Here is a 24,314-nt window from a genome sequence, read left to right on the forward strand (position 1 = left end):
AGGTTCACTGTGGCGGAAGAATTAGCGGCGGCGACCATTGGGGTTATTGCTCTTGCGGTTCTGTTGTCGGCGCTAATCGTTCTGTACGCGCCAATTTTACCCGCAGCCTCGTGGGCCCGGGTTATGTCAGAGTCTCTCGCCTGTGCGGCTCCCGGTGTCGTTGCCTGGTTGGTTCTAGGCCCGATCATGTCTACGAGCCTCAGGCTGATCATGATGCCGTCACTTGCTCTGCTCGGAGGAATCTGCTGTTACTTGGTGACCCTTGTCGCGAGGAGTGCGGGGGCGCCCTTTGGGCGAAGTCTGGCCTACAGCGCGATCTGGGCCATTGGCGTGTTCGTGCCAACCGCAATTCGCACCTTCGAACCCTTCGATGCAACCTCCCCTTTCGGGCTGAGCCCTATCGATCACGGCGGTGCACTCGTCATGAGCGTTGCGGTCGGCGCCGGAATGCTGGCAGTCCTGTTCGTGGAACGAAAAACCCTTATTCGTGGCCCTCGGATGCTTGTGCCCATTCCCTTGGGAGCCGTCGCTCTTACGGCCGTCGTGGCATCCTGGATCGTTTGGCTAGTCGGTGCTGAGTTTGCTGTTGATGATGTGGTGGGCCTGATCTTGGTCAATGGAATGGTGAGTGCCGTTGCTGGCGCTTGCGGGTGGATAGCCGTTCAGTGGATCGGTCATGGGGTGATCAGCCTCAAATCGCTCGCGGGAGGCCTCGTGAGCGGCCTTATCGCGGTTACCGCAGGCGCGCCGCTATTCACCCCGGTATCGGCCGCGGTGGCGGGTTTGATCGCGGGAGCTGTGGCCAGCGTCTTCACGGTGCGACGTGGCTCGCCTTTGGGAAATCTATTGCGATTCCTCGTCAACACGCACTTACTCGGCGGCGGCCTCGGGGTTGTGTCGCTCGGCGTGCTTGCGACCGGTTCGGGTTTTCTCTTCACAGGGCAGACCACAATTTTTCAGGATCAAGCTTTGAGCGTTATTGCGACCGCGAGCTACTCGTTTGTGGTTTCGTCAGGATGCTGGTGGCTGCTGAGCAAGGTCGGCAGGCGTGAGCTGATTGTCAGCGCTCCTGTTCTCGCCGAGAAGTGATCGCGTGAGAAGCGTCGCGCCGGCCAGAGCCGCGGGCATTGCGATCACAGCTCCGAACGGGATCAGGAACACGAGATAGGTGGCTGCTCCTAGCCCTAGCGACTGTGCCCGCGACCCCCGCAGCGCCCGTCGCCGGGCAGTGAGGTGCATGCCCCGGGATTCGAAGGGGATGTTGGCAAGTTCGACGACCAACAGCCAGCCTCCGAGGATGGCGCCAGAGGTCGCCGCGAGAATCGTGCCGATGACGGGAACAAAGCCAAGCGCGAACACAAGAAGCGCTAGGCCAACGGTGGGAATGAGCACGCGTACGCCTTCCCCCAGACCGCGCCGTGTATCTCGCCAGAACCCCTGAGACGGCGGTGATGGAGGTGAACCGTGGAGCGAATCGACGTGATTGGCGATTTTGCGGTAAAAGGCGTCTCCGACCATAAGCGTCACGGTCGTGTAGGTATTCACGATGACCAGGATGCTCGCGAGGAGTAGCGCCAATCCGGCGGCGAACCGAATCGCACCGCGGGGGAGTTCATCCCAGTCGTCGGCGAATGGGGTAAGAAAGCTTGCTATCGGCTCGATAGCAACGGCAAGAGTGATTACTAGTGCGATCGCAATTGCGCCAACGATGGCGGCGGGAATCATGCCGAGGAACATGAGGCGGGGTGCCGTGATCCAGATGCGAAAACCGCGGAAGAGGAACCCAACGCCACGGAAAAAGTCGCCTAATGCGCGTGGCTTGGTGGGCTGTGTTGACGCCATTCCCCAAGATTAGCTGGTGATTGGATGCTCGCGCGTGCTGTCGTCGCTCCCCGGAACTGCGGCTTGGCCGGGCTCAGGTTCGCGGTAGCTCTCAGCGTTGGTCGGTGGGCGATACCGGACTCGAACCGATGACCTCTTCCGTGTGAAGGAAGCGCGCTACCAACTGCGCCAATCGCCCTGCAAAGCAATCCTCCCATATCTTCACGACACGCTTGCAACCGGATTGGCTCTCAACGCAGACTTCGTATACAGTCATCTAGCAAGCGAAAACGGGTAGCCGAATAGCTTGCAAATGCGGATGTGGCGCAGTGGTAGCGCATAACCTTGCCAAGGTTAGGGTCGCGAGTTCGAATCTCGTCATCCGCTCAAGTGGGAAGTGTCAGCCTCGCTGACACTTTCCATGTGCGGTGGAGTGGCCGAGAGGCGAGGCAGCGGCCTGCAAAGCCGTATACGCGGGTTCAAATCCCGTCTCCACCTCGTTACGAGTTTCTTGTAGCTGAAGTGACTATAACTAAAAAGCATGAGCGATTGGCGCAGCGGTAGCGCGCTTCCCTGACACGGAAGAGGTCGCTGGTTCGATCCCAGTATCGCTCACCGATGAAGCCCCGGTTCGCCGGGGCTTCTGCTTTTAACGTCCCTCATCATGTGGCTTTCGCCCACTGAGGCTCGCTGCACAGCGTGCCTCCCTATTACGCGCTGCAAGTAGACAAATATAGGGCTATGGGGAATGTGACGGAACCGTCTAAACAGAGTGAAGCGTTTGTCAGACTGTTGCTCGACGAGGGGTTGGCGACGCCAGAGCGCATCACTGAGGCCCGGAAAGTTAAGGCGCGTTCAGGGGTTCACATTGACCAAACACTGGCAAGTCGCGGTCATCTCGATGATGCGACTCTTGTGGATGTAATTTCTCGAGTCTGGGGTATTGACCGTGCCGAAATGTCTCAAGTCGATGGTGATTTCGCACGCCAGTGGAGCGGGCAACTTTTCATCGCTGAGAATTGGATGCCTGTCCGTGAGCTTCCGGACGGTCGCGCGCTCGTCGCGACAGCACGTGTGCCAGATGCGGAACGTGCTGAGCTAATTTCGGCGACGCTCGGCAAAGATGTCATGTTTGTCGCGGCGACATCCGCTCAGATCTGGCACGCGATTCTCGATGTATTCGGATCACAAATTGCCGATCAGGCAGCAAACGAGCTCTGGAATAGGAATCCGGTGCTGTCTGCACGCACTGTCGCATCGCGCGGCCAAACAATCGGGTTTCTCATCCTCCTGATTGTGTTTGTGATTGCGCTCATACTTTGGCCGGCGGCAACGGTGATCACCATGATCGCGATCACGAGTCTTGTTTTTCTTGCGGGAACCGCGTTTAAGTTCTTTATCTCGCTGCGGGGAGCGCGATTCGATCTGGTCGAGCGCGTCTCTGATAGCGAAGTTGACGCACTCAATGACGATGAGCTGCCCCGCTACACCGTTCTTGTCCCGGTGTTCAAAGAAGCAAACATCGTTGCCCAGTTGGTGAGGAACCTTGGTGACATTGATTGGCCAACCAATCGCCTCGAGGTCTTCGTGCTGATTGAGGAATCCGACGACGAGACAAGAGCAGCGTTCGAAGCGAGCTCACCGCCCGATCACTTTCAGATCATCACGATCCCGGCCGGGCATCCTCAGACAAAACCTCGGGCGTGCAACGTCGGATTGTTCTTTGCGACAGGGGACTACCTCGTGATCTTCGATGCCGAGGACACTCCTGAGCCCGACCAGCTGAAGAAGGCGTACATATCGTTCCAGCGTGGTGGCGAGAAGACGGTGTGTATTCAGGCGGCGCTGAACTATTTCAACGCTCGCGAGAACGTGCTCACGCGGATGTTCTCTCTCGAGTATGGCTACTGGTTCGACTACATGCTGTCTGGTCTTGATTCGCTTGACCTTCCGATTCCGCTCGGTGGCACCTCGAACCACTTCCGCACCGAGGCCTTAAAGAGTCTCGGAGGTTGGGACCCCTATAACGTCACGGAGGACGCCGATCTGGGCATCCGGGCTAGCGCACTCGGCTATCGCGTCGGGGTCGTGAACTCGGCAACCATGGAAGAGGCAAACAAGTCCATTCCCAATTTCATTCGGCAACGAAGTCGGTGGATCAAGGGTTACATGCAGACCACGCTGGTGCACGCGCGCCGACCAGTAGCACTTCTGCGGGAAATTGGTTTCTGGCGATTTTGCAGTTTCGTTCTGCTGATCGCGGGGACTCCGGCAACATTCTTGGGAGTGCTGCCGTTCTATATCCTCACGCTACTTTCGCTTGTGCTGCCCACTGAGTTTGTCGGCCAATTCTTTCCCGTTTGGCTTCTGTGGGTGTGTTTCCTCAACTTCATCATCGGGAGTTCGATCATGGTGTATCTATCGATGATGGGGCCGTACAAGAGGGGAACGTTCGCTCTAGTCCCGTGGGCACTTCTGAATCCGCTGTATTGGGTCTTGCACTCGATTGCGTCGTACAAGGCGCTGTGGCAGCTCATCACCAAGCCGCATTACTGGGAGAAGACGGAGCATGGCCTCACGACCCAGAGCAATCATGAGTGAGCTGCTGACGAACCCCCGTGCTCTTCGTATTGCACCGCGCCCACCGCGCACTCGCCTCGATAGCTGGCCTCGACGTGCTCCTCGACGCTGGACATTGCGCGGACTGTTTGCTCTTCCCTACGTGGTTTTCGCGCTCGTCGTAGCAGCACTCGGTGCGGCAGGCTCTCCCAATGCCACTCTTGTGGCTCGGGCGTCACAGATCGAGTGGAACCGGGCAGACGCGCAATGGTTGGGCGACATTTTTCCGCCAATAAGCACGTTGCTCGCTGGCTTCGTACCTGGTGGCGCACTTTCGCTCTCCATCATCGGAGCGTTGAGTGCTGGCATCTTCCTGCAGAAACTCGTTGAAATCATGGTGCAGCGCCGTTTTGCGCGCTCAACCATCGTGATTCTGATGATGGCCCTCGCGCTGAATCCGCTCTTTTTCTACAATGCGACCCAGAATTATTCTGCCTTCCTCGGACTCTTACTCTTTGGGCTTGGGCTCTCGCACATTGTTCGATTCATAGCCTGGGGCAATACGGAGTCCGGTTTCCGTGTTGGGATCTACTTCATGGTGGCGGTCCTTACCGACGTGACAGCACTGGTCTACGTCACGGCCGCTGCACTGTCCGCACCGTTCTTGCGCCATCGTCGAGTTGGAGTGGTCGGTGCGCGGCGCGCAAATGCCCTCGTTATCCTCTATCCAGCAGCTTCGGCGCTGGTGTCGCTTGCCGTATTGAACGCGCTGTTTCTCGGCCGCCCCTTTGCCGGCGCAACACAATCAGCATTCTCCGGTTTTGGCGATCGACTCGTTGTCGTCGGGGAGTTCTTCGCCACGACAGAGGGGCTCATCGTGATCGCGCCATTGCTCAGCGCTTGGCTGGTCGCGTTGATCGTTCGTCGACCCGGCGCCATCATTATTTCGACGCTCGTGTTTGCCGCGTTCATCGTGGGCTTCGCACTCGGACTCCTTCCCAGCGGCTCGACCGGCAACATTTTTATGGCGATGACGCTTTTGGCCATCGCGCTGATCCCTACTGCTCGCAGCGCGAGGGGCACAGCGATGATTGCCCTCGTTGGTGTTCTTCAGCTCATCATCGGATGGGCGACAGCGTTGACAAGCACCGCGTTCGCGCTCTGGGCGAGTCAAATCGTTAGCGGCTAGAAAATTGAGTGACACGCACGCTTCCGTATCGCCGCTAAAGTTGTGACGTGAGTAAGACTGGATTCGACCTATTTACCGACCGCAACGTCGTCGCCATGCGCGTCAACGGTGAGCTGAAAGACCTCGCCGCGACGGTGACCGACACGGATGAGGTCGAGGCTGTCACTATTGACTCGCCTGATGGCCTCAACATCTTGCGCCATTCTGCCGCGCACGTCGCAGCTCAGGCTATTCAGACGATCAATCCTGAGGCGAAGCTCGGTATTGGTCCACCGGTGACGGATGGTTTCTACTACGACTTTGACGTTGAGGAACCGTTCACTCCTGAAGACCTCAAAGCCATCACTAAGGCAATGGATCGCATCATCCGTCAGGGTCAACGCTTTCAGCGTCGTGTCGTGACTGAGGCTGAAGCCCGGGAAGAGCTAGCCAACGAGCCGTACAAGCTCGAACTGATCGGCCTCAAAGGCGCTGTCGCCGAGGGCGATGCTGACGCTGACAACGAGTCAGTCGAGGTCGGCGGCGCCGAGCTCACCATTTACGACAACGTCGATGGCAAGACTGGCGAGGTCTACTGGAAAGATTTGTGCCGCGGGCCGCACCTTCCCAACACTCGCATGATCGGCAACGGGTGGTCACTCACGCGTACTGCTGCCGCATATTGGCGCGGTTCGGAAAAGAACAAGCAACTGCAGCGCGTCTATGGCACGGCATGGCCGACCAAAGATGAGCTTCGTGAATACCAGGCGCGTCAAGAAGAGGCATTGAAGCGCGATCATCGCAAGCTCGGTGCTGAACTAGATCTCTTTTCGTTCCCTGACGAAATCGGTTCTGGCCTTGCAGTCTTTCATCCCAAGGGCGGCATCATCCGTCACGAGATGGAAAACTACTCCCGAACTCGCCACTTGCAGGAGGGCTACTCCTTCGTCAACACCCCTCATATTACGAAAGAGGCGCTGTTCGAGACTTCCGGCCACTTGGGCTGGTATAAAGACGGCATGTTCCCACCGATGCACCTCGACGAGGCACGCAACGAGGAAGGCGAAATTACTCGTCAGGGTGCTGACTACTACCTCAAGCCCATGAACTGCCCGATGCACATTCTGATTTACAAGTCGAGCGGCCGTTCGTACCGCGACCTTCCGATGCGCCTCTTCGAATTCGGCACGGTGTACCGCAATGAGAAGTCCGGGGTTATTCACGGGCTGACTCGCGTGCGTGGACTCACCATGGATGACGCCCACATTTTTACGACAAAAGAGGGGATGAAGGCTGAGCTCACTAACACCCTCAACTTCGTGCTCTCTCTGTTGCGGGATTATGGCCTCACAGACTTCTATCTTGAACTGTCAACGAAGGATCCTGAGAAGTACGTCGGCGACGACGACGTCTGGGACGAAGCGACGCAGACGCTTGCCGAGGTGGCCGAAGAGTCGGGGCTCGAGCTTGTTCCTGACCCGGGCGGGGCCGCGTTCTATGGGCCTAAAATCTCGGTTCAGGCCCGCGATGCCATTGGGCGCACCTGGCAGATGTCTACCGTGCAGCTCGACTTCAACCTTCCGGAACGCTTCGATCTGGAGTACACAGCTGCGGATGGTTCACGCCAGCGTCCCGTCATGATTCACCGCGCGCTGTTCGGTTCGATCGAACGGTTCTTTGGCGTACTCACCGAGCACTACGCTGGGGCGTTCCCCGTCTGGCTCTCGCCGGTGCAAGTCGTCGGCATCCCTGTCGCTGAAGCCTACGAGGAGTACTTGGGCGACGTCATCGCCCAGCTCAAGGCCCTCGGCGTCCGCGCCGAGTTGGATGCCTCGAGTGAGCGGATGCAGAAGAAGATCCGCACGCACACCAAATCGAAGATCCCGTTCCAACTCATCGCTGGTGAGCAGGACCAAGCTGCGGGTTCCGTGAGCTTCCGTTTCCGTGATGGAACTCAGGAGAATGGCATCCCGATTGCGGACGCCGTGGCACGGATTACGAGCGCGATCGCGACACGAGCCCAGGTCTAGCTCGTGCGTGACTATGACGGTTCTGAGTTGCCCGCGGGGGAGTCGAGTGCTGACTTCGCCGCGGTTCCAGATTCCTTCCAGCGATTGTGGACGCCGCATCGCATCGCGTACATCATGGATCAGACTCAACCGGAGAAGGACGATTGTCCGTTCTGTGTCGCACCGACTCTGGATGACGAGAAGGCCTTGATCGTTGCGCGAGGCACCCACGCTTACGTACTCCTGAATCTCTTCCCTTATAACAGTGGCCACCTTTTGGTGTGTCCTTATCGCCACGTTCCCCTTTATGACGAGGCGACGGATGAGGAAACCGCGGAGATCGCGTCACTTACTCAGACGGCAATGCGGGTACTTCGCGAAACGTCGAAGGCGCACGGCTTTAATATCGGAATGAACCAGGGTGCACTGGCAGGCGCGGGCATCGCGAATCATTTACATCAGCATGTGGTTCCTCGCTGGGCAACGGATTCAAACTTTTTCCCGATTGTTGCTGGCACGAAAGCAATTCCTCGCTTGCTCGGTGAGGTGCGAGATGAACTCGCGAAGGCGTGGCCCGCGAACCACTGAGTTCAAATTGGCTGCATTCTTTCGCGGCATCCAGACTTAGCGTTGTAGCTATGAGCGAGAAAACTTCTTCGAACGAATCAGGTACGAACCGCGTGAAGCGCGGACTGGCAGAAATGCTCAAAGGCGGCGTCATTATGGATGTCGTCAATGCCGAGCAGGCAAAGATTGCTGAGGATGCTGGCGCGGTGGCCGTTATGGCTCTTGAGCGCGTCCCTGCCGACATCCGTTCGCAGGGCGGCGTAGCCCGCATGAGCGACCCTGACTTGATCGATGGCATCATCGCCGCTGTTTCCATCCCGGTAATGGCCAAGGCCCGCATCGGTCACTTCGTCGAGGCTCAGGTTCTTCAAGCTCTCAAGGTCGATTACATCGACGAGTCTGAGGTGCTGAGCCCGGCTGATTACGTCAACCACATTGATAAATGGAACTTCGATGTTCCCTTCGTCTGTGGTGCAACGAACCTGGGGGAGGCGCTGCGTCGCATCACCGAGGGAGCGGCCATGATCCGCTCAAAGGGTGAAGCAGGCACTGGCGACGTTTCTGAAGCGACTAAGCACATCCGCACCATCAAGGGTCAGATCAACGAGCTTCGGTCGAAGAGCGTAGACGAGCTGTATGTTGCCGCGAAAGAGCTTCAGGCTCCATATGAACTTGTCCGCGAAATTGCCGAGACCGGCAAACTCCCCGTCGTACTCTTCACCGCTGGTGGAGTAGCGACTCCGGCTGATGCTGCTCTGATGATGCAGCTCGGTGCTGACGGAGTCTTCGTCGGATCAGGAATCTTCAAGTCCGGCAATCCGGCACAGCGCGCAGCGGCAATCGTGAAGGCAACGACGTTCTTCGACGACCCCAGCGTGATCGCTGCGGCATCGCGCGGACTCGGCGAAGCAATGGTTGGCATCAACGTGTCTGACCTTGCGGCGCCTCACCGTCTCTCTGAGCGTGGCTGGTAGTCAGTCGGTCGATCAACTCCCGATCGGGGTACTCGCTCTGCAAGGCGATTTTCGTGAGCATCTGCACGTGCTCCAGCAGCTCGGTGAGTCCGCAGTCGCGGTCAAAACTCCTGAGCAGTTGGAGCGCGTTGCTGGCCTGATCATTCCTGGTGGCGAGTCAAGTGTGATCGACAAGCTCTCTAGGCTCTATGGCCTCTTCGATCCGATTCGCTCGGCCATCGCGAGCGGTTTGCCCGTGTATGGCACGTGCGCCGGGTTGATCATGCTCGCGGATACCGTGCGTGACTCGATTGAGGGCCAGCAGTCTTTTGGCGGTCTTGACGTTGTCGTGCGCCGTAATGCTTTCGGTTCGCAGACTGACTCATTTGAGACCGATCTGGTCGTGCCCGAATTGGGCGAAACACCAGTGCACGCCATCTTTATCCGTGCGCCCGTTGTAGAAACTGTCGGACCGCTGGCGCGGGCATTGGCAACTCTCGAAGACGGACGTGTCGTCGCTGTGGAGCAGGGAAACCTCTTAGGCACCTCTTTTCACCCCGAGATCACTGGCGATACCCGTTTTCACGAGTACTTCATCTCACGGGTGCGCGCACGCCCCTGATTCCTGCATCATGGGGGAATGCAACTCTATGCAGATCACCCCGCCCGCCGCGCCCGGCAAATAGTCGCTGATGTGCTCTCGCTCACATTCATCCTTGTCTGGATCGCGCTCGGGGTGTGGGTTTATCAGCTCATTGCTGCGTTCCAAGAGCTGGGTGTCCAGATGCAAGACGCGGGAGCTGGATTCCGGTCGACGATGGTTGAGCTGGGGGACACCCTCGGTTCCGTTCCTCTGATCGGCTCTGGCATCCGGACACCGTTTGATGGGGCGAGTGAGGCCGGCGCGGCGTTGGAAGCTGCAGGTCAGAGCCAGCAGGAGTCTGTATTGACCGCAGCGATGGCAATTGGTGTTTTCATTGCGGCAGTGCCAGTCGCGCTCATTCTGCTTGTGTGGTTGATCCCACGCATTCGATTTGCGAAGAGAGCTGGCGAGGCCAAACGACTCTTGACGACTCCCGGCGGTGCAGATCTGCTGGCGCTGCGTGCGCTCGCCACTCAGCGACTGCCCGCCTTGGCCCGAGTGTCTGCGGCTCCAGCGGCGGAATGGAGGGCGGGCAACTCAGGAACGATTGCGCTCCTCGCACAGCTCCAACTCACCGATCTTGGGGTTCGCGCAACTCTCCGAGAACAGTAGAGCGGGGATTCGCGCAGGCGAGGAGGCGTCTCGCCTTGTAGAATGGGGCTCATGTCAGGGCATTCAAAATGGGCAACCACAAAACACAAGAAGGCGATTACTGATTCTCGCCGCGCGAAGTCGTTCGCGAAACTAATCAAGAATATTGAGGTCGCCGCCAAAATTGGTGGAGCCGACCTTTCGGGCAACCCGACTCTTGTCGACGCCATTCAAAAGGCGAAGAAGACCTCGGTACCCAACGACAACATCGATCGTGCTGTGAAGCGTGGCTCCGGTCAACTTGGCGATGCTATTGAGTACCTCAACATTATGTACGAAGGCTACGGGCCCAACGGTGTAGCCCTTCTGGTGGAGTGCCTCACCGACAATAAGAACCGTGCTGCGGCGGATGTCCGCACGATCATGAGTCGCAATGGCGGTTCTCTCGCAGACCCCGGCAGCGTCGCTTACAACTTCGAACGCAAGGGCGTTATCTCGATCACGAAGACTGAGGGCGTCACTGAAGACGACATCCTTCTGGCTGTGCTCGATGCCGGTGCCGAAGAGGTCAAAGACCACGGAGAAGGCTTCGAAGTCATCACCGACACCGCGCACCTCGTTCAATCTCGCGATGCCCTTCAGAGCGCAGGGATTGATTACGACTCGTCAGAAGCAGAGTTTGTGCCGAACCTCACCATCGAAGTTGATGCAGACACCGCTCGAAAGGTTCTTCGACTCATTGAAGCGCTCGAAGAGTCAGATGATGTTCAGAACATCTACTCGAATTTCGACATCACGCCTGAGGTGCAGGCCGAACTCGACGAGGACTAGTCGGTGACACTTCGCGTGATCGGGATCGATCCCGGTCTCACGCGATGCGGCATCGGGGTCGTGGATGTCGCGCCGAATCGTCGGGCGACGCTCGTGCACGTCGGTGTGGTGCGCACGCCGCCAGACATGGAGCTTGAGCAGCGATTACTGGCGATCGGCGAGGGTATCGATGCGGTCATCGCCGAATTCGCTCCGCAGCAACTCTCTCTTGAGCGTGTTTTCGCCCAGAACAATCTGAGTACGGTCATGGGAACAGCTCAGGCAAGTGGAGTCGCGATGTTTATCGCTGCTCGTCGCGGGCTCTCCGTAACCCTGCATACTCCGACTGAAGTGAAGCTGGCCATTACGGGATACGGCGGTGCCGAGAAAAAACAGGTTGGCGCGATGGTCGCCCGAGTTCTCGGGCTCGCTGAGGCACCGAAACCGGCGGATGCTGCTGACGCTTGCGCTCTGGCAATTTGCGGTGCCTGGAAGGGTGGACCTGGTTTCGTTCCTGTCCCCGCCTCTGCCCATGCCGGCGATTCCTTCCCGCGCGGCGCGGCAGCCAGTTCATCAGGCTTGACCCCGGCGCAGGAGGCGTGGCGGTCAGCCGAGAAGTCGGCGGGTGCTCGTAGGCTGAAGCCATGATTTCTTCCCTTCGTGGCACCGTTCTCGCCGCGGTCGGAACCTCGGTCGTTATCGAGGTCGGGGGAGTGGGGCTCAGCGTGAGCGTCACTCCCGAACATGCACTTTCCGTTCGCGTCGGCAGTGAAACTCACGTGCAGACTGCGTTAATAGTTCGCGAAGACGACCTGTCGCTCTTCGGCTTTCGCACGCTAGACGAACTCAACGCTTTTAGCTTGTTGCGCGGCGTAACCGGTGTCGGGCCCAAGAGTGCCATGGGCGTTCTCGCTGCTCTCTCCCCGGAGGAGATTGCCCGGGCCGTAGTAGCAGAAGACGATTCAGCCTTTCGGAAGGTTTCTGGCATTGGTCCGAAAACCGCAAAACTTATTGTCCTCAACCTCGCGGGAAAGCTGTTTGTGACCGCACCCCAATCTGGCGCTGCGCCCATCATTGCCACGCCGGTTTCTGAGAGCGTCTCAATGGCGCTGCAAGGGCTTGGCTGGTCTGAGAAGCTCGCTCGCCCCGCCGCCGAAGCAGCCTTCAGCGAGGCCGCGGAGGCGGATAGGGCAGACACGCAAGCGATCCTGCGGCGTGCGCTACTTCTCGTAGGCTCTCAAGTTGGCAAGGTTGGCTCGTAATGGACGATAACGACGACGTCGTAGCGAACCCCGGCGTCGAGTCTGAAGCCGAGCTCGCCTTCGAGGGCGCGCTCCGCCCCAAGTCTCTCGATGAATTCGTTGGCCAACAAAAAGTGCGCGGTCAACTGCAGCTGCTCTTGCGTGCAGCAGCGATGCAAAACCGTACTGCCGACCACATTCTCTTGGCGGGCCCTCCCGGACTCGGAAAAACAACTCTGGCGATGATCGTCGCGCACGAAAGTAATCGTCCGCTCCGAATGTCGAGCGGTCCCGCAATTCAGCATGCTGGCGATCTTGCTGCGGTGTTGTCGTCGCTGTTGCCAGGCGAGGTGCTCTTCATCGACGAGATCCACCGGATGGCTCGTTCGGCTGAAGAAATGCTCTATCTCGCGATGGAAGACTTTCGAATCGACATCATGGTCGGTAAAGGGGCCGGAGCGACATCCATCCCGCTCGATATCGCCCCGTTCACGCTGGTAGGAGCCACAACTCGCTCCGGACTCTTGCCTAATCCGCTTCGAGATCGGTTCGGTTTTACCGCCCATCTTGAGTTCTATGATGAGCCCGAACTCGAAGAGGTGCTGGTGCGCGCTGCTACCATGCTCGAACTCGAGATTGAACGAGAAGCGATTGCGGAGATTGCCGGCCGTTGCCGGGGCACTCCACGAATCGCCAACCGCCTGTTGCGACGAGTCCGAGACTTCGCCCTCGTACACGACATTCCCGCTTCTCGGGAGGCCGTTCGTGCGGCACTGGAACTCTACGATGTCGACGAACGCGGTCTCGACCGTCTCGATCGTGCCGTAATGCAGACCGTTCTTTCCCGGTTCGACGGGGGACCAGTTGGGCTCAGTACACTCGCGGTTTCTGTTGGCGAGGAGGCTGAAACTGTCGAATCGGTTGTCGAGCCGTTTCTCGTTCGCATTGGGTTGCTATCGCGTACTCCACGCGGCAGAGTTGCCACCCGGGCAGCCTGGGAACACTTCGAAATGGCTCAGCGGAATTCGGCCCTCCCGAACGATGAACTATAGTTTTACTGGCTTAGCACGCGCCTCAGCTTGAGCGCCAGGCCCACAGACCACCGAAAGGTATCGTTATGAACGACCAATTTCTCTCAATCGCGATGTTCGCAGTTCTCGGCATCCTTATTTTCTTCATGTTCCGCAACAGCCGTAAGCGCAAAGCGCAGATGGCTACGCTTCGTGATCAGATGATTCCCGGCGTCGAGGTCATGACAAACTTCGGACTCTTCGGCACGCTCATCACGATGGACAATGCCAAGAACGAGGCAGAGATCGAGATCAGCTCTGGCGTCATCGTCAAGGTGCACAGTCAGACCATCGCGAAGATCGTCACCGAAGACGAGGTTGTTGAAGGCGCACCGCGCTCGGTTGAAGAAGCAATGGAAATCGCCAACCGCGAAGCTGCGGAGCGCGACGGCGTCGAGTCTGGTGACGAGACCTCCGAAGCTGCAACGGAGCCCGAATTTGGCGAGGTTGCTGACACAAAGTCGGCTAGTTCGACCGAAGGCAAAAAGGCGTCCGAGTAACCCACTAGTGTTGAGAGTCGCTCCTTCCGAGGGCGATTGTCCAACGGCGTGCACTTCTGCATTGCTCTGTTAAGAAAGCTGAGTCAAATAGGTGGCAAGAACAACCCCTGTGAAAAACGCGTGGCGAGCCATCGTCTGGCTCACAGCACTCACGTTGGGGCTCACCGTTTTGATCGGTGCTGGCTCCCTAGCCGGTGAGGCCTCGTGGACGCCGAAGCTCGCTCTTGACCTTGAGGGCGGAACGCAAATCGTTCTCGCGCCTCAGCTCGAGAGTGGCCAGACGGTAACTCGTGAGCAGCTCAACCAGGCAGTGTCGATTATTCGCGACCGCGTCGATGCGAGTGGCGTCTCGGAATCCGAGATCACCACTCAAGGTGCGAGCAATGTTGTGGTTTCGCTTCCCGGCGTTCCTGATGAAGAGACGCTCAACCGCATTCAGTCGTCAGCAAAGCTTGAGTTCCGCCCAGTGTTGTACACCGAGGTTGCCTCGACCGCGACCGCTGAAGAGACGCCGGATCCAGCAGACGCTGAGGACGGTACGACTCCAACGCCAGAGCCGACATTGGCGACAACACCGACTGCTACTCCCACCGATGCCAGCGACTTGAATTGGATTACCGAGTCGCTTTTCGACGAGTACAGCAACTTCGAGTGCGCGTCGCTCGATAACTTCAGCGTTGCTCCGTCTGATGAACCGTTGATCACGTGTGAAGCGGATGGCTCCTTCAAGTACATCCTCGGCCCCGTAGAGGTAGAGGGCAGCACGATTTCCGACGCCAGTAGTGGTTTGGTCTCGAGCTCGCAGGGCGTAAGCACCGGAGAATGGGGCGTGTTCCCCACGTTCGATGCCGAAGGCACCAAGGCTGTCGCAGCGATGACAACTCGTCTGTTCGGATTCGATAACACTGACCCGCGCAACCGCTTCGCCATCGTTCTCGACGGCCAAGTAATTTCAGCGCCGACTACTCAAGGAATCATCACCGGCGGAAATCCTCAAATATCCGGTAGCTTCACGCAAGAGACCGCTGAGGTTCTCGCCGACCAGTTGAAATTCGGTGCACTGCCGATTGGCTTTGAGGTGCAGAGCAACGAGACGATCTCCGCGACGTTGGGTTCAACACAGCTCAGCTCGGGCCTCATCGCTGGCTTGATCGGTCTCATCCTCGTCGTCATCTACTCACTCTTCCAGTACCGCCTTCTCGGTCTGGTCACTGTGGCGTCGCTGATAGTTGCTGGTGTGCTCACGTATCTCGTGATCGCCTACCTCGCGTGGCGTCATGGGTACCGCCTTTCGTTGGCGGGAGTCGCGGGCCTCATCGTGGCAATTGGCTTCACGGCTGACTCGTTTATTGTCTACTTCGAACGAATTCGTGACGAGTTGCGAGACGGACGGTCTTTGACCGGTGCTGTAGAAGCCGGCTGGAAGCGTGCTTTGCGCACGATCTTCGCGGCGAAGGCGGTCAACCTACTCTCTGCCGTCGTTCTATTCGTTCTCGCTGTTGGCAACGTCCGTGGCTTCGCGCTCACGCTCGGGTTGACGACGATTATCGATGTTCTCGTTGTTGTTCTCTTCACCCACCCCATGTTGCAACTACTCGCAACGACGAAATTCTTCGCGAGTGGGCATCCGATTAGCGGGCTCGATCCGAAGGCGCTTGGCGCTGTCTATCGAGGTCGTGCACAGTTCCGCACCCCGGTCGCCACAAAGAGCACTGCGGGTGCCAGCCGCGAGGCTGCACGTCGTCAAACGATCGCTGAACGAAAAGCTACTGAGCTAGCGGGAACGCCGAAAGAACCCAGCTCAGACGGAAAGGAATCCTGATGGCTAGCTTTGCGAAGTTCGGCAACGACCTATACACCGGAGAACGATCGATCAACTTCATCGGTCGTCGCAAGATCTGGTTCATTCTTGCGGCTGCCCTCATCGCAGTTTCGGTCATCGTGCCCGTGCTGCGCGGCGGCTTCGTTTTTGGCATCGAGTTCACTGGTGGATCACAGTTCCAGATTGATTCGGTTTCTGCTCTCGCTGATCCCGAAACCAATGCCGACGCTCAAGATCTGGCAACCGAGACTGTCGTCGAGGTCGTTGCTGACGCTGATCCGAAAATAACCGTCGTTGGCACGGACTCACTGCGGGTCCAGACTGAGCAGCTCGAACCTGATGAATCGAATTCGGTGCGTGATGCCCTAGCTGGTGCATTCAACGTCGATAACGATCAAGTCGCCGCTTCGTTCGTCGGCCCTTCTTGGGGAGCAGATATCACCAGCTCGGCGCTTCGGGCGTTGCTGGTCTTTCTCGCCCTCGCTGCCGTCATGATGGCGATCTACTTCCGTACCTGGAAGATGTCGATAGCCGCGATGATTGCTCTGCTTCACGACATCGTTATTACCGCAGGAGTATACGGAATCCTCGGATTCGAGATTACTCCGTCGGCCGTGATCGGGTTCCTCACCATCTTGGGCTTCTCGCTTTATGACACGGTGGTGGTGTTCGACAAGATCCGGGAGAATACGTCGGAGGACGGGTCAGAATCGCGCCGTACGTTCGGTGAGTCCGTGAACTTGGCCGTGAATCAGACCCTCGTGCGTTCTATTAACACTGGAGTTGTTGCAGCTCTACCCGTTGGCGCGATTTTGTTCATCGGCGCCTACGTACTCGGGGCCGGAACGTTGCGGGATATCGCTCTCGCGCTCTTCATTGGAATCATCGTTGGCACATACTCCACGATTTTCATTGCAGCGCCGCTATACGCGCAATTCCGACAGAATGAGCCCGAAATCCTTAGCCGCACCAAACGTCTGACTGCTTCGCGTGCTGCAGACAAGGACGGCAAGTAGCCAGAATGGGCGAACGTAGATTTCTGCGTTCGCAGGTGGGGGCGTGCGCCAGCATCGCTAGTGGCGTTCGCGCGTCAGCAGACGTTCTAGAATTGGTCTAGGAGGTAGTGGTATGAGTGAATCACCACAGTCGGCTGCCTCATTCCGTGCGCTGCTGCCAAGAATTTTCTCTCGGGCGCAGCCCGCCGGCGCCGTAGAGAACCTACTGCGCACGGTAAAGACTCACCATCCCAAAGCTAATCTTGCGCTCATCGAGCGTGCTTATGCGGTAGCATTTCGCGCTCACGATGGTCAAAAGCGCAAGAGCGGTGAGCCTTACATTACCCACCCTGTTGCCGTGGCTCAGATTTTAGCTGAACTCGGAATCGGCGAGAAGACCATAGCGGCCGCGCTGCTCCATGACACGGTCGAGGACACCGCGTACTCGCTCGACGAGCTGAGGGTTGAGTTCGGCGACGAAATAGCCATGCTCGTTGACGGCGTGACCAAACTCGACAAGGTCAAGTACGGCGACAGCGCTCAGGCAGAGACCGTGCGCAAAATGATCGTTGCAATGTCTAAAGACATTCGCGTTCTAGTTATTAAGCTTGCCGATCGCCTCCACAACGCCCGCACGTGGGGCTTTGTTCCTCAGCAGTCTGCCGCGCGCAAGGCTCAAGAAACACTGGAGATTTACGCGCCGCTAGCTCATAGACTCGGAATTCAAGCGATTAAGATTGAGCTCGAAGACCTTTCCTTCGCTGTCTTGCACCCCAAGATCTATGTGGAGATCGATAGTCTCGTCAGCAAGCGGACGCCCATGCGAGACGAGTTCGTTAAAGACGTCATCGCGTCGGTAAACGATGACCTCAAGACTTCGCGCATCAAGGGATCGGTGGCTGGTCGACCAAAACAGTACTACTCGATTTATCAGAAGATGATCGTTCGCGGTCGCGAATTTGATGAAATCTATGACCTGGTCGGTATTCGTGTTCTCGTGAACTCCGTTCGTGACTGTTACGCCGTCCTCGGATCGATTCATGCGCGGTGGACGCCGATTCCTGGTCGGTTTAAGGACTACATCGCGACTCCTAAGTTCAATCTCTATCAATCGCTCCACACCACGGTGATGGGCCCTCAAGGGCGCGCTGTTGAGATCCAGATCCGAACAAACGAGATGCACCACCGGGCTGAGTTTGGTGTTGCTGCGCATTGGAAGTACAAGGACCGCGCTGCAGGAAAAATCGCGGATTCGGGGTCGGTCGATAACGACATGGCGTGGCTCGCTCACATCACTGATTGGCAAGCCGAAACCTCGGACCCTGGTGAGTTTCTTGAGTCGCTCAGGTTTGAGATAGGCGCCAAGGAGGTCTACGTTTTCACCCCTCAGGGAAGGGTAATCGGCCTTCCGGCAGGGGCGACGCCGGTGGACTTTGCCTACGCTGTTCACACGGAAATCGGACATCGCACCATGGGTGCGAAAGTGAATGGTCGCCTTGTTCCGCTGGAGACGGCTCTAACGAGCGGCGACTCGGTCGAAGTTTTCACCTCCAAGAGCCCAGATGCTGCCCCGAGCCAGGACTGGCTTGGCTTTGTTAAGAGCACTCGAGCGCGAAACAAGATTCGCGCATGGTTCACCAAAGAACGCCGAGATGAGGCGATCGAGCAGGGCAAAGACGCCATCGCGCGGGCGATGCGCAAGCAGAACATGCCGCTACAAAAACTGATGAGCCAGGGATCGTTTGGCGAGCTCGCGGCAACGATGCGCTACGACGATGTCACGGCACTGTATGCGGCCGTTGGCGAAGGCCATATTTCGACACAATCGGTGATTGAAAAACTGGTCGCGTCGTTGAGCACCGGCACAGAAGAAGACGAAGGTGAGCTTGCTTTCCCCGCTGAGGGAAAGATGCGCCCGTACAAGCACTCCGATTCGGGGATACTCGTCCGTGGTGCGCCAGACATCTTGGTCAAGCTTGCTCGGTGTTGCACGCCAGTACCTGGAGACGAGGTCGTCGGATTCGTTACTCGCGGTGCGGGCGTCTCGGTGCACCGTGCAGATTGTAAGAACGTTCAGTCGCTTCTAGACGAACCGGAACGCATGATCGACGTTGAGTGGGCGCCGACATCCAAGAGTCTCTTTCTCGTACAGATTCAGGTTGAGGCCCTTGATCGCGCTGGACTGTTGTCTGATATCACGAAGGTGCTCAGCGAGACTCACGTCAACATCCTCTCCGCTACGGTCAACACCTCAAACGCTCGACTCGCGATCAGCAAGTTCGTGTTCGAGATGGGCGACACGACGCACCTAGACCGTGTTCTTAACGCGGTGCGCCGCGTGGACGCCGTCTATGACGTGTACCGCGTAAACAGCGGTTAGCCGGCGACGGCGTCACTCGGGATCGCACAAATTTGCGCTAGTCGTTCGAGCGCGATTCTTTTCTGCGGCAGGTTGCGTCGAGCCGAGAGTACGTCGGAACACGATGCATGGTCGAGCCTGCCATCCGCCATCAGGATCTTGATCGCTGAGCTCTCGCGATCTCCGAATGTTTCACTGAACCGCAGCAGATCGATGACGGTGCGCAATCGCGAGGTAACGCTCACGCCGGCGACGGTGTCTATCTCGTCAGCAGAGACAACGACCTCGCGTAGCGTGGCGTGAAGGCTCGCGTGCGGTCGAGTTCGTGCACCGATGGCGACACAGAGTTGATGACGCTGTGGGGGATAGGTGAGCGCGCCCCAGACCCACGCCGCGCTGAGTCGTTCTGCGATGATTCTTGGGTCGAGCACTAAGCCCAACGATTGCGCGCGCAGATGAATAGTTTCGAATTCGTCGATCGCGCAAAAGGATTGATCGAGCGCATAGAGTTCTCCGTCTAGCACAGCGCATTGGAGCTCCGCTAAAGGAAGATCGAGAGCACTAAGTACCGGAGGCAGTCGTGGTGTCATGCCCTAATCGTGCAGGCACCACGACGCCGCTGGTGGGGTCACGCCTCTTCAGTGGACAAACTGAATGGCGTGTGGACAGTGTGCTACTTGAGTGCGCTGAGCCAGGCCTTGCGTGCGTCGAGTGCATCCTGAGCTGCCGCAATTTTTTTTGCGTCTCCGGTGGCTTGTGCTTCGGCAAGTTCAGCTTCCAACTTGGCGATCGCATCGTGAAGTTGGCCCAAGAACCCTTCAGAACGCTCTTGGCGTTCGGGGTTACTCTTGTTCCAGTGGTCTTCATCGAGCTTGCGTACGGCCGTCTCGACCTTACGAAGCCGTTCTTCAGCAACCTTGATCTTGTCGCGAGGAACCTTGCCGATCTCGTCCCAACGCTTCTGGATCGAGAGCAATGACTTTTTGGCCTGAGCGCGATCAGTCGCTGATACGAGAGGCTCGGCCTCGTCAAGCAAAGCTTTCTTCAGCTCCCAGTTGGCGGTGAACTCAACGTTATCTTGAGCGTCAACTTCGGATTTCGCGGCATAAAGAACATCGCCAGCTTGCTTGAACTTAGCCCACAAGGCGTCGTCGAACTTCTTTCCCGCGCGACCAGCGGCTTTCCAGCGGTCGAGGAGACGCCGGTAGGCAGGGATGGCATCCACGCCTTGCGAGACGAGAGCTTCTGCCTCATCGACAAGAATTTGTTTGTCCGCACGTGCTTGCTTGTGTGCGGAATCGAGTTCTGCGAAAAATGCGCGACGGTTTGTATCTATGGTGCTGCGTGCGGCGCGGAATCTCTTCCACAAGTCATTTGCATCGCTCTTGGGGAGCCGAGGGCCATCAGCCTGGTGCGCTTTCCACCGAGCGAAGATGTCGTCGATCTGGGCGGTAACTTGCTTCCACTGAGCCTTAGCGGGGTCTGCCGCGGCGAGGGTTTCAGCTTCAACGACGAGAGCAGCGCGCACGGCGGTGGCCTCTGCGATGGCTATTTTTGCTTCTTCGCTTTGCTTCTCAGTCAGCTTGGAGACTGAGCCGCCGAGAGCTTCAACGCGCGTAGAGAGAGCAGCGAGATCGCCAACAGCGTTGGCGGTAGCGATGGACTCTTTGAGCGCAGCGATCGCTTTAGAAACGTCTGCCGCAGGGGCGCCGTTCTTGACGCGCTGCTCGAGCAGCGTTACTTGGCCTGCTAGCTCATGGTATTTGCGTGTGAAGTAGGCCAAAGCTTCGGCGGGTGTTCCGTCGGGGTATTGACCGACTTCGCGTTCGCCAGCTGCTTCTTTTACAAAGACGGTACCCGTCTCGTCGACGCGTCCCCACTCGTTCTGCTCCTGTGTAGCCAATTACTTCACCTTGCTGCTTATGCCGGAAGCCGCTGCCCGGGTGAACCCAAGCTTAGGACAACCGCGCTCACGATCGTTGACGCTGTTACTGGATCGTGAAGCCCGTGATGCTTGTGGCAATCACCGGGGCCCCATCTTCGGCATCATCAACGATGCCACCAGCGATGATCTCCGATTGGAGGGCATCGAGGCCAGAGACGACTTTACCGACAATGCTGTAGCCGCCGGCGGTGTCGTCAGGAATGATTGCATCGTCAAAAACGATGAAGAATTGGCGACCGTTGGAGAAAGCGTTGTCGCCGGTGCGCGCCATAGCGATCGTGCCTGCGGGGTAGAACCCGCCGACGCCCGCATTCTCGATCGGGCCATAGGCGTAGTCGGGATCGCTTGCGCCGGTTCCGTCAAGCGACCCGCACTGAATCAGCCCAGCGTTTTCGGTCTTTACGACACGGTGGCAGGTCGTTCCGACGTAGTAGTCGTTTGCGATCGAGTCAACAATTGATGCAACCGATTGGGGCGCTGTTGCGCCGTCAAGCTCGATGCCAAGTGCGACGTCATTGAGCGTGAGATCACCGGTCCAGATGCGGTCCTCGGCCAGCGTGGCTTCCGGTACTGCGCCGACATTCTGCTGCTCGGTCGCGGAAGGATCTTCTGTGAACGACGGAGCTGGTTCTGGCATTCCGGGCCCGGCGCTGAAGTAGAACACCTGTGCGGTTGAGACAAGCGCAATCACAATGAGGCCAACACCGATGGCGAGAACGTTGTCGCGTTTGCGTCGCGCAAGGGTCCCTTCATGGACAGCGTTGCGGGCTGAATAGTGGCGCAGGCGTTCCCGAGCTACTTTTTGCTCACGTGAATGCTTCTTGCTCGATGCCACCATTACTCCTTGAAGATGTACGGATTTCTCCGCTGTCGTAGGAACGCCACACTGAACCTTACGGTCTCGTGCGAATCTCGACCAAACGCCACGGCGTTCGACGCGTGAGCGAGTGTGCTGCGTTCTCGGTCGGTACAGACGATTAGCATTAGGTTATGGATGCTTCCGCGACACTTCACAGCGGAGCTACGCCGCTCGCCGTGCGCATGCGTCCGCTAGAACTCGACGAGATAGTCGGACAAAAACACTTACTGCAGCGCGGATCGCCGCTGATGACCCTCGCCTCAGATGCGGGTGGTAGTCACGGATCAGCGTCCATTATCTTGTGGGGCCCTCCCGGAACCGGCAAGACAACAATTGCTAAGGCCATCGCGCGGGGATCTCAGCGCAAGTTCGTTGAGCTCTCTGCAGTGACCGCCGGGGTGAAGGACGTGCGCCAAACCATCGAGGAGGCGCTCACCGCACGCGACCTCTATGGGGTGTCGACCGTGCTCTTCCTCGACGAGATTCATCGATTCAGCAAAGCGCAACAGGATGCCTTGTTGCCTGGAGTTGAGAACGGCTGGATCATCCTGATTGCGGCGACAACAGAGAACCCCTCTTTCTCCGTCATTTCTCCGCTTCTCTCGCGGTCTCTGCTCTTGACACTCAACCAGCTCGACGATGAAGACCTAGGAGAGTTGGTTGACCGTGCCGTCACGGATGCGCGGGGTCTCAAGGGGGCAGTCGTTCTTGAACCAGAGGCTCGTGCGCTGCTCGTGCGCCTTTCCTCCGGCGATGCGCGACGAGCTCTGACTGCCCTCGAGGCCTCGGCGGTTTCTGCCTCTAACGATGATGATGCGAAATCTCCGGCTGTCGTCACTGCCGAACATGTGGCGAATGCGGTTGATAGAGCCCTGTTGCGCTACGACCGTCAAGGTGACGAACACTACGACGTCATTAGTGCCTTTATTAAGTCCGTTCGCGGTTCAGACGTCGATGCGGCAATCCACTATTTAGCTCGAATGATTGAGGCGGGCGAAGACCCACGGTTTATCGCCAGACGAATCATTATTAGTGCGGCCGAAGATGTTGGCGTTGCCGACCCGCAAGCGCTCGTTATCGCGGTAGCTGCCGCAGACGCCGTGCAAATGATTGGGATGCCCGAAGGCCGCATCCCGCTGGCCGAGGCGGTGGTCTATCTCGCAACCGCGCCAAAATCAAACGCCGCCTACGTTGCGCTCGATGCCGCTATTGCCGATGTTCGCGCGGGAAAGATTGGTCGGGTGCCTAAGCCCCTCCGAGACGCCCACTACCCGGGAGCGAAGCGACTTGGCCACGGCAAAGGTTACCGATATTCCCACGATTCTGAGTTCGGAGTCGTCACGCAGCAATATCTGCCTGATGTCTTGAAAGGCACCGAGTATTACACGCCGACTAACAACGGAAACGAACGAGAAATTTCTGCCCGTTTGGCGAAATTGCGCGAGATCATTCACGGCGATTAAGCCTCGTGTTCGCACGGTCTTGGATCGCGCGTCGTTTCGCGCCGGCAGCAGCGTCAGCGTGTTAGAGTTATGTGTTCCATCGATACGGTTTCTGCGCGCGGCTGCAATGAAATCGAATATCGCAGAGCAAGGTCTGTAGCCGACCTGCCTCATATTGGACCATCCCTCTACTTTCTTCTGGTGTGTTGTGTACGCGCGTTCGCGTGCGAGTAATCACCAGAGTGTTCTTACTTGAATCAATCGAAAAGGATCCTGTGTCTACTAAGTCACGTACCCGTAGCAAGACTCGCCTGTCGCGCGCGCTGGGCATTGCCCTCACGCCGAAGGCTGCCAAGTACCTCGAAAAGCGTCCCTATGCTCCGGGTGAGCACGGCCGCACCAAGCGCAAGCAAGACAGTGACTATGCTGTTCGTCTTCGCGAGAAGCAGCGTCTACGGGCCCAGTACGGCATCCGTGAAGCTCAGCTGAAGATTCAGTTCGAAGAAGCTCGCAAGACTGCCGGTCTGACCGGTGAGAACTTGGTTGAGCAGCTCGAAATGCGTCTCGACGCTCTGCTCGTTCGTTCGGCAATCGCTCGCACGACAGCTCAGGCTCGTCAGATGATTGTTCACCGCCACATCTTGGTTGACGGCCAGCTCGTTGACCGTCCCTCGTTCCGCGTCAAGCCGGGACAGCTCATGCACGTCAAGGCTCGCAGCGAAGGCATGGAAATTTTCCAGGTCGCCGCGGCAGGCGGACACGTGGATGTTCTTCCTAAGACTCCTGGTTACCTTGAAGTTGAAATCGACAAGCTGCAGGCACGTCTCGTACGTCGCCCCAAGCGCGCCGAGGTTCCCGTGACCTGTGAAGTTCAGCTCGTTGTTGAGTACTACGCAGCACGCTAACTAACGTGGAAAGGGCCGGGGCTTTTGCCTCGGCCCTTTTTCGCGTTCGGCGGGA

Annotated in this window: 22 protein-coding genes and 4 tRNA genes; 21 read left to right on the forward strand and 5 right to left on the reverse strand. The window is 57.9% G+C overall.

Annotated elements, in window-relative coordinates:
* The first annotated feature begins 9 nt into the window (after positions 1–9).
* A complete protein-coding gene (locus tag FFT87_RS09040) occupies positions 10–1,089 on the forward strand; it encodes an ammonium transporter (protein WP_219948420.1) in 1,080 nt (359 codons plus the stop codon).
* Here the strand turns inward: FFT87_RS09040 and FFT87_RS09045 are convergent.
* A complete protein-coding gene (locus FFT87_RS09045; protein ID WP_219948421.1) occupies positions 1,012–1,842 on the reverse strand; it encodes an EI24 domain-containing protein in 831 nt (276 codons plus the stop codon). The genes FFT87_RS09040 and FFT87_RS09045 overlap by 78 nt on opposite strands.
* A 105-nt stretch (positions 1,843–1,947) precedes the next feature.
* Positions 1,948–2,020: transfer RNA gene (locus FFT87_RS09050), tRNA-Val, on the reverse strand.
* Positions 2,021–2,136: 116 nt separating this feature from the next.
* Between FFT87_RS09050 and FFT87_RS09055 the strand changes: the two genes are divergently transcribed.
* From FFT87_RS09055 to FFT87_RS09140, 18 genes are all read left to right on the forward strand, one after another.
* Positions 2,137–2,208 (forward strand) — tRNA-Gly (locus FFT87_RS09055).
* Positions 2,209–2,248: 40 nt separating this feature from the next.
* Positions 2,249–2,319, forward strand: a tRNA-Cys gene (locus tag FFT87_RS09060).
* 45 nt (positions 2,320–2,364) lie between these two features.
* Positions 2,365–2,436: transfer RNA gene (locus FFT87_RS09065), tRNA-Val, on the forward strand.
* Positions 2,437–2,562: 126 nt separating this feature from the next.
* Positions 2,563–4,422 (forward strand): glycosyltransferase, encoded by a 1,860-nt coding sequence (locus tag FFT87_RS09070; RefSeq protein ID WP_255558979.1) that lies wholly within the window; start codon positions 2,563–2,565, stop codon positions 4,420–4,422.
* Positions 4,391–5,569 carry a hypothetical protein gene (locus FFT87_RS09075; RefSeq protein ID WP_219948422.1) on the forward strand — a complete coding sequence of 393 codons (1,179 nt, stop codon included), beginning with the start codon at positions 4,391–4,393 and terminating at the stop codon, positions 5,567–5,569. Before FFT87_RS09070 ends, FFT87_RS09075 begins: the two co-directional genes overlap by 32 nt.
* Before the next feature lie 95 nt (positions 5,570–5,664).
* Positions 5,665–7,578 (forward strand): threonine--tRNA ligase, encoded by a 1,914-nt coding sequence (thrS, locus tag FFT87_RS09080; protein ID WP_255560139.1) that lies wholly within the window; start codon positions 5,665–5,667, stop codon positions 7,576–7,578.
* 3 nt (positions 7,579–7,581) lie between these two features.
* Complete coding sequence (locus tag FFT87_RS09085; RefSeq protein WP_219948424.1) at positions 7,582–8,145, forward strand: HIT domain-containing protein; 564 nt, start codon at positions 7,582–7,584, stop codon at positions 8,143–8,145.
* 50 nt (positions 8,146–8,195) lie between these two features.
* Entirely contained in the window at positions 8,196–9,098 is a 903-nt protein-coding gene (gene pdxS, locus FFT87_RS09090) for a pyridoxal 5'-phosphate synthase lyase subunit PdxS (RefSeq protein WP_219948425.1), read from the forward strand.
* Positions 9,088–9,699, forward strand: a complete 612-nt coding sequence (gene pdxT / locus FFT87_RS09095) for a pyridoxal 5'-phosphate synthase glutaminase subunit PdxT (RefSeq protein WP_219948426.1) — start codon at positions 9,088–9,090, stop codon at positions 9,697–9,699. The genes pdxS and pdxT overlap by 11 nt, the downstream gene beginning before the upstream one ends.
* 18 nt (positions 9,700–9,717) lie before the next feature.
* Positions 9,718–10,332, forward strand: coding sequence for a hypothetical protein (locus FFT87_RS09100; protein WP_219948427.1), 615 nt, complete (start codon positions 9,718–9,720; stop codon positions 10,330–10,332).
* A gap of 51 nt (positions 10,333–10,383) precedes the next feature.
* Complete coding sequence (locus FFT87_RS09105; protein ID WP_219948428.1) at positions 10,384–11,142, forward strand: YebC/PmpR family DNA-binding transcriptional regulator; 759 nt, start codon at positions 10,384–10,386, stop codon at positions 11,140–11,142.
* Between the two features lie 3 nt (positions 11,143–11,145).
* Positions 11,146–11,769, forward strand: a complete 624-nt coding sequence (gene ruvC / locus FFT87_RS09110) for a crossover junction endodeoxyribonuclease RuvC (protein ID WP_219948429.1) — start codon at positions 11,146–11,148, stop codon at positions 11,767–11,769.
* Entirely contained in the window at positions 11,766–12,383 is a 618-nt protein-coding gene (gene ruvA / locus FFT87_RS09115) for a Holliday junction branch migration protein RuvA (protein WP_219948430.1), read from the forward strand. Before ruvC ends, ruvA begins: the two co-directional genes overlap by 4 nt.
* Entirely contained in the window at positions 12,383–13,414 is a 1,032-nt protein-coding gene (ruvB, locus tag FFT87_RS09120) for a Holliday junction branch migration DNA helicase RuvB (RefSeq protein ID WP_219948431.1), read from the forward strand. The genes ruvA and ruvB overlap by 1 nt, the downstream gene beginning before the upstream one ends.
* Before the next feature lie 65 nt (positions 13,415–13,479).
* On the forward strand, positions 13,480–13,932 hold the full coding sequence (gene yajC, locus FFT87_RS09125) for a preprotein translocase subunit YajC (RefSeq protein ID WP_219948432.1): 453 nt from the start codon (positions 13,480–13,482) through the stop codon (positions 13,930–13,932).
* A 91-nt stretch (positions 13,933–14,023) separates the two neighbouring features.
* Positions 14,024–15,754 carry a protein translocase subunit SecD gene (secD, locus tag FFT87_RS09130; protein WP_219948433.1) on the forward strand — a complete coding sequence of 577 codons (1,731 nt, stop codon included), beginning with the start codon at positions 14,024–14,026 and terminating at the stop codon, positions 15,752–15,754.
* Entirely contained in the window at positions 15,754–16,770 is a 1,017-nt protein-coding gene (gene secF, locus FFT87_RS09135; RefSeq protein WP_219948434.1) for a protein translocase subunit SecF, read from the forward strand. The genes secD and secF overlap by 1 nt, the downstream gene beginning before the upstream one ends.
* Before the next feature lie 112 nt (positions 16,771–16,882).
* On the forward strand, positions 16,883–19,129 hold the full coding sequence (locus FFT87_RS09140) for a bifunctional (p)ppGpp synthetase/guanosine-3',5'-bis(diphosphate) 3'-pyrophosphohydrolase (RefSeq protein ID WP_219948435.1): 2,247 nt from the start codon (positions 16,883–16,885) through the stop codon (positions 19,127–19,129).
* Here FFT87_RS09140 and FFT87_RS09145 read toward each other — a convergent pair.
* The 3 genes from FFT87_RS09145 to FFT87_RS09155 form a co-directional block, all read right to left on the reverse strand.
* Entirely contained in the window at positions 19,126–19,698 is a 573-nt protein-coding gene (locus tag FFT87_RS09145; RefSeq protein ID WP_219948436.1) for a hypothetical protein, read from the reverse strand. The two genes, FFT87_RS09140 and FFT87_RS09145, sit on opposite strands and share 4 nt — an antisense overlap.
* Positions 19,699–19,781: 83 nt before the next feature.
* Entirely contained in the window at positions 19,782–21,011 is a 1,230-nt protein-coding gene (locus tag FFT87_RS09150) for a DUF349 domain-containing protein (RefSeq protein WP_219948437.1), read from the reverse strand.
* 85 nt (positions 21,012–21,096) lie between these two features.
* A complete protein-coding gene (locus FFT87_RS09155) occupies positions 21,097–21,891 on the reverse strand; it encodes a peptidylprolyl isomerase (RefSeq protein ID WP_219948438.1) in 795 nt (264 codons plus the stop codon).
* A gap of 152 nt (positions 21,892–22,043) precedes the next feature.
* Here FFT87_RS09155 and FFT87_RS09160 point away from each other — a divergent pair, with 152 nt between their 5' ends.
* Both FFT87_RS09160 and rpsD read left to right on the forward strand, forming a co-directional pair.
* Positions 22,044–23,375, forward strand: a complete 1,332-nt coding sequence (locus FFT87_RS09160; RefSeq protein WP_219948439.1) for a replication-associated recombination protein A — start codon at positions 22,044–22,046, stop codon at positions 23,373–23,375.
* A gap of 254 nt (positions 23,376–23,629) precedes the next feature.
* A complete protein-coding gene (rpsD, locus tag FFT87_RS09165) occupies positions 23,630–24,259 on the forward strand; it encodes a 30S ribosomal protein S4 (RefSeq protein WP_010202678.1) in 630 nt (209 codons plus the stop codon).
* Positions 24,260–24,314 lie beyond the last annotated feature (55 nt).

Source organism: Salinibacterium sp. M195 (assembly GCF_019443965.1).
Taxonomy (GTDB): Bacteria; Actinomycetota; Actinomycetes; order Actinomycetales; family Microbacteriaceae; genus Rhodoglobus.

Excerpts from the sequence above, each read along its gene's own strand:
- FFT87_RS09045 (WP_219948421.1), bottom strand. The coding sequence starts at position 1,842 with ATGGCGTCAACACAGCCCACCAAGCCACGCGCATTAGGCGACTTTTTC.
- FFT87_RS09070 (WP_255558979.1), top strand. The coding sequence starts at position 2,563 with ATGGGGAATGTGACGGAACCGTCTAAACAGAGTGAAGCGTTTGTCAGA.
- FFT87_RS09075 (WP_219948422.1), top strand. The coding sequence starts at position 4,391 with ATGGCCTCACGACCCAGAGCAATCATGAGTGAGCTGCTGACGAACCCC.
- thrS (WP_255560139.1), top strand. The coding sequence starts at position 5,665 with ATGCGCGTCAACGGTGAGCTGAAAGACCTCGCCGCGACGGTGACCGAC.
- pdxS (WP_219948425.1), top strand. The coding sequence starts at position 8,196 with ATGAGCGAGAAAACTTCTTCGAACGAATCAGGTACGAACCGCGTGAAG.
- FFT87_RS09100 (WP_219948427.1), top strand. The coding sequence starts at position 9,718 with ATGCAACTCTATGCAGATCACCCCGCCCGCCGCGCCCGGCAAATAGTC.
- FFT87_RS09105 (WP_219948428.1), top strand. The coding sequence starts at position 10,384 with ATGTCAGGGCATTCAAAATGGGCAACCACAAAACACAAGAAGGCGATT.
- ruvA (WP_219948430.1), top strand. The coding sequence starts at position 11,766 with ATGATTTCTTCCCTTCGTGGCACCGTTCTCGCCGCGGTCGGAACCTCG.
- ruvB (WP_219948431.1), top strand. The coding sequence starts at position 12,383 with ATGGACGATAACGACGACGTCGTAGCGAACCCCGGCGTCGAGTCTGAA.
- yajC (WP_219948432.1), top strand. The coding sequence starts at position 13,480 with ATGAACGACCAATTTCTCTCAATCGCGATGTTCGCAGTTCTCGGCATC.
- secF (WP_219948434.1), top strand. The coding sequence starts at position 15,754 with ATGGCTAGCTTTGCGAAGTTCGGCAACGACCTATACACCGGAGAACGA.
- FFT87_RS09140 (WP_219948435.1), top strand. The coding sequence starts at position 16,883 with ATGAGTGAATCACCACAGTCGGCTGCCTCATTCCGTGCGCTGCTGCCA.
- FFT87_RS09145 (WP_219948436.1), bottom strand. The coding sequence starts at position 19,698 with ATGACACCACGACTGCCTCCGGTACTTAGTGCTCTCGATCTTCCTTTA.
- FFT87_RS09155 (WP_219948438.1), bottom strand. The coding sequence starts at position 21,891 with ATGGTGGCATCGAGCAAGAAGCATTCACGTGAGCAAAAAGTAGCTCGG.
- FFT87_RS09160 (WP_219948439.1), top strand. The coding sequence starts at position 22,044 with ATGGATGCTTCCGCGACACTTCACAGCGGAGCTACGCCGCTCGCCGTG.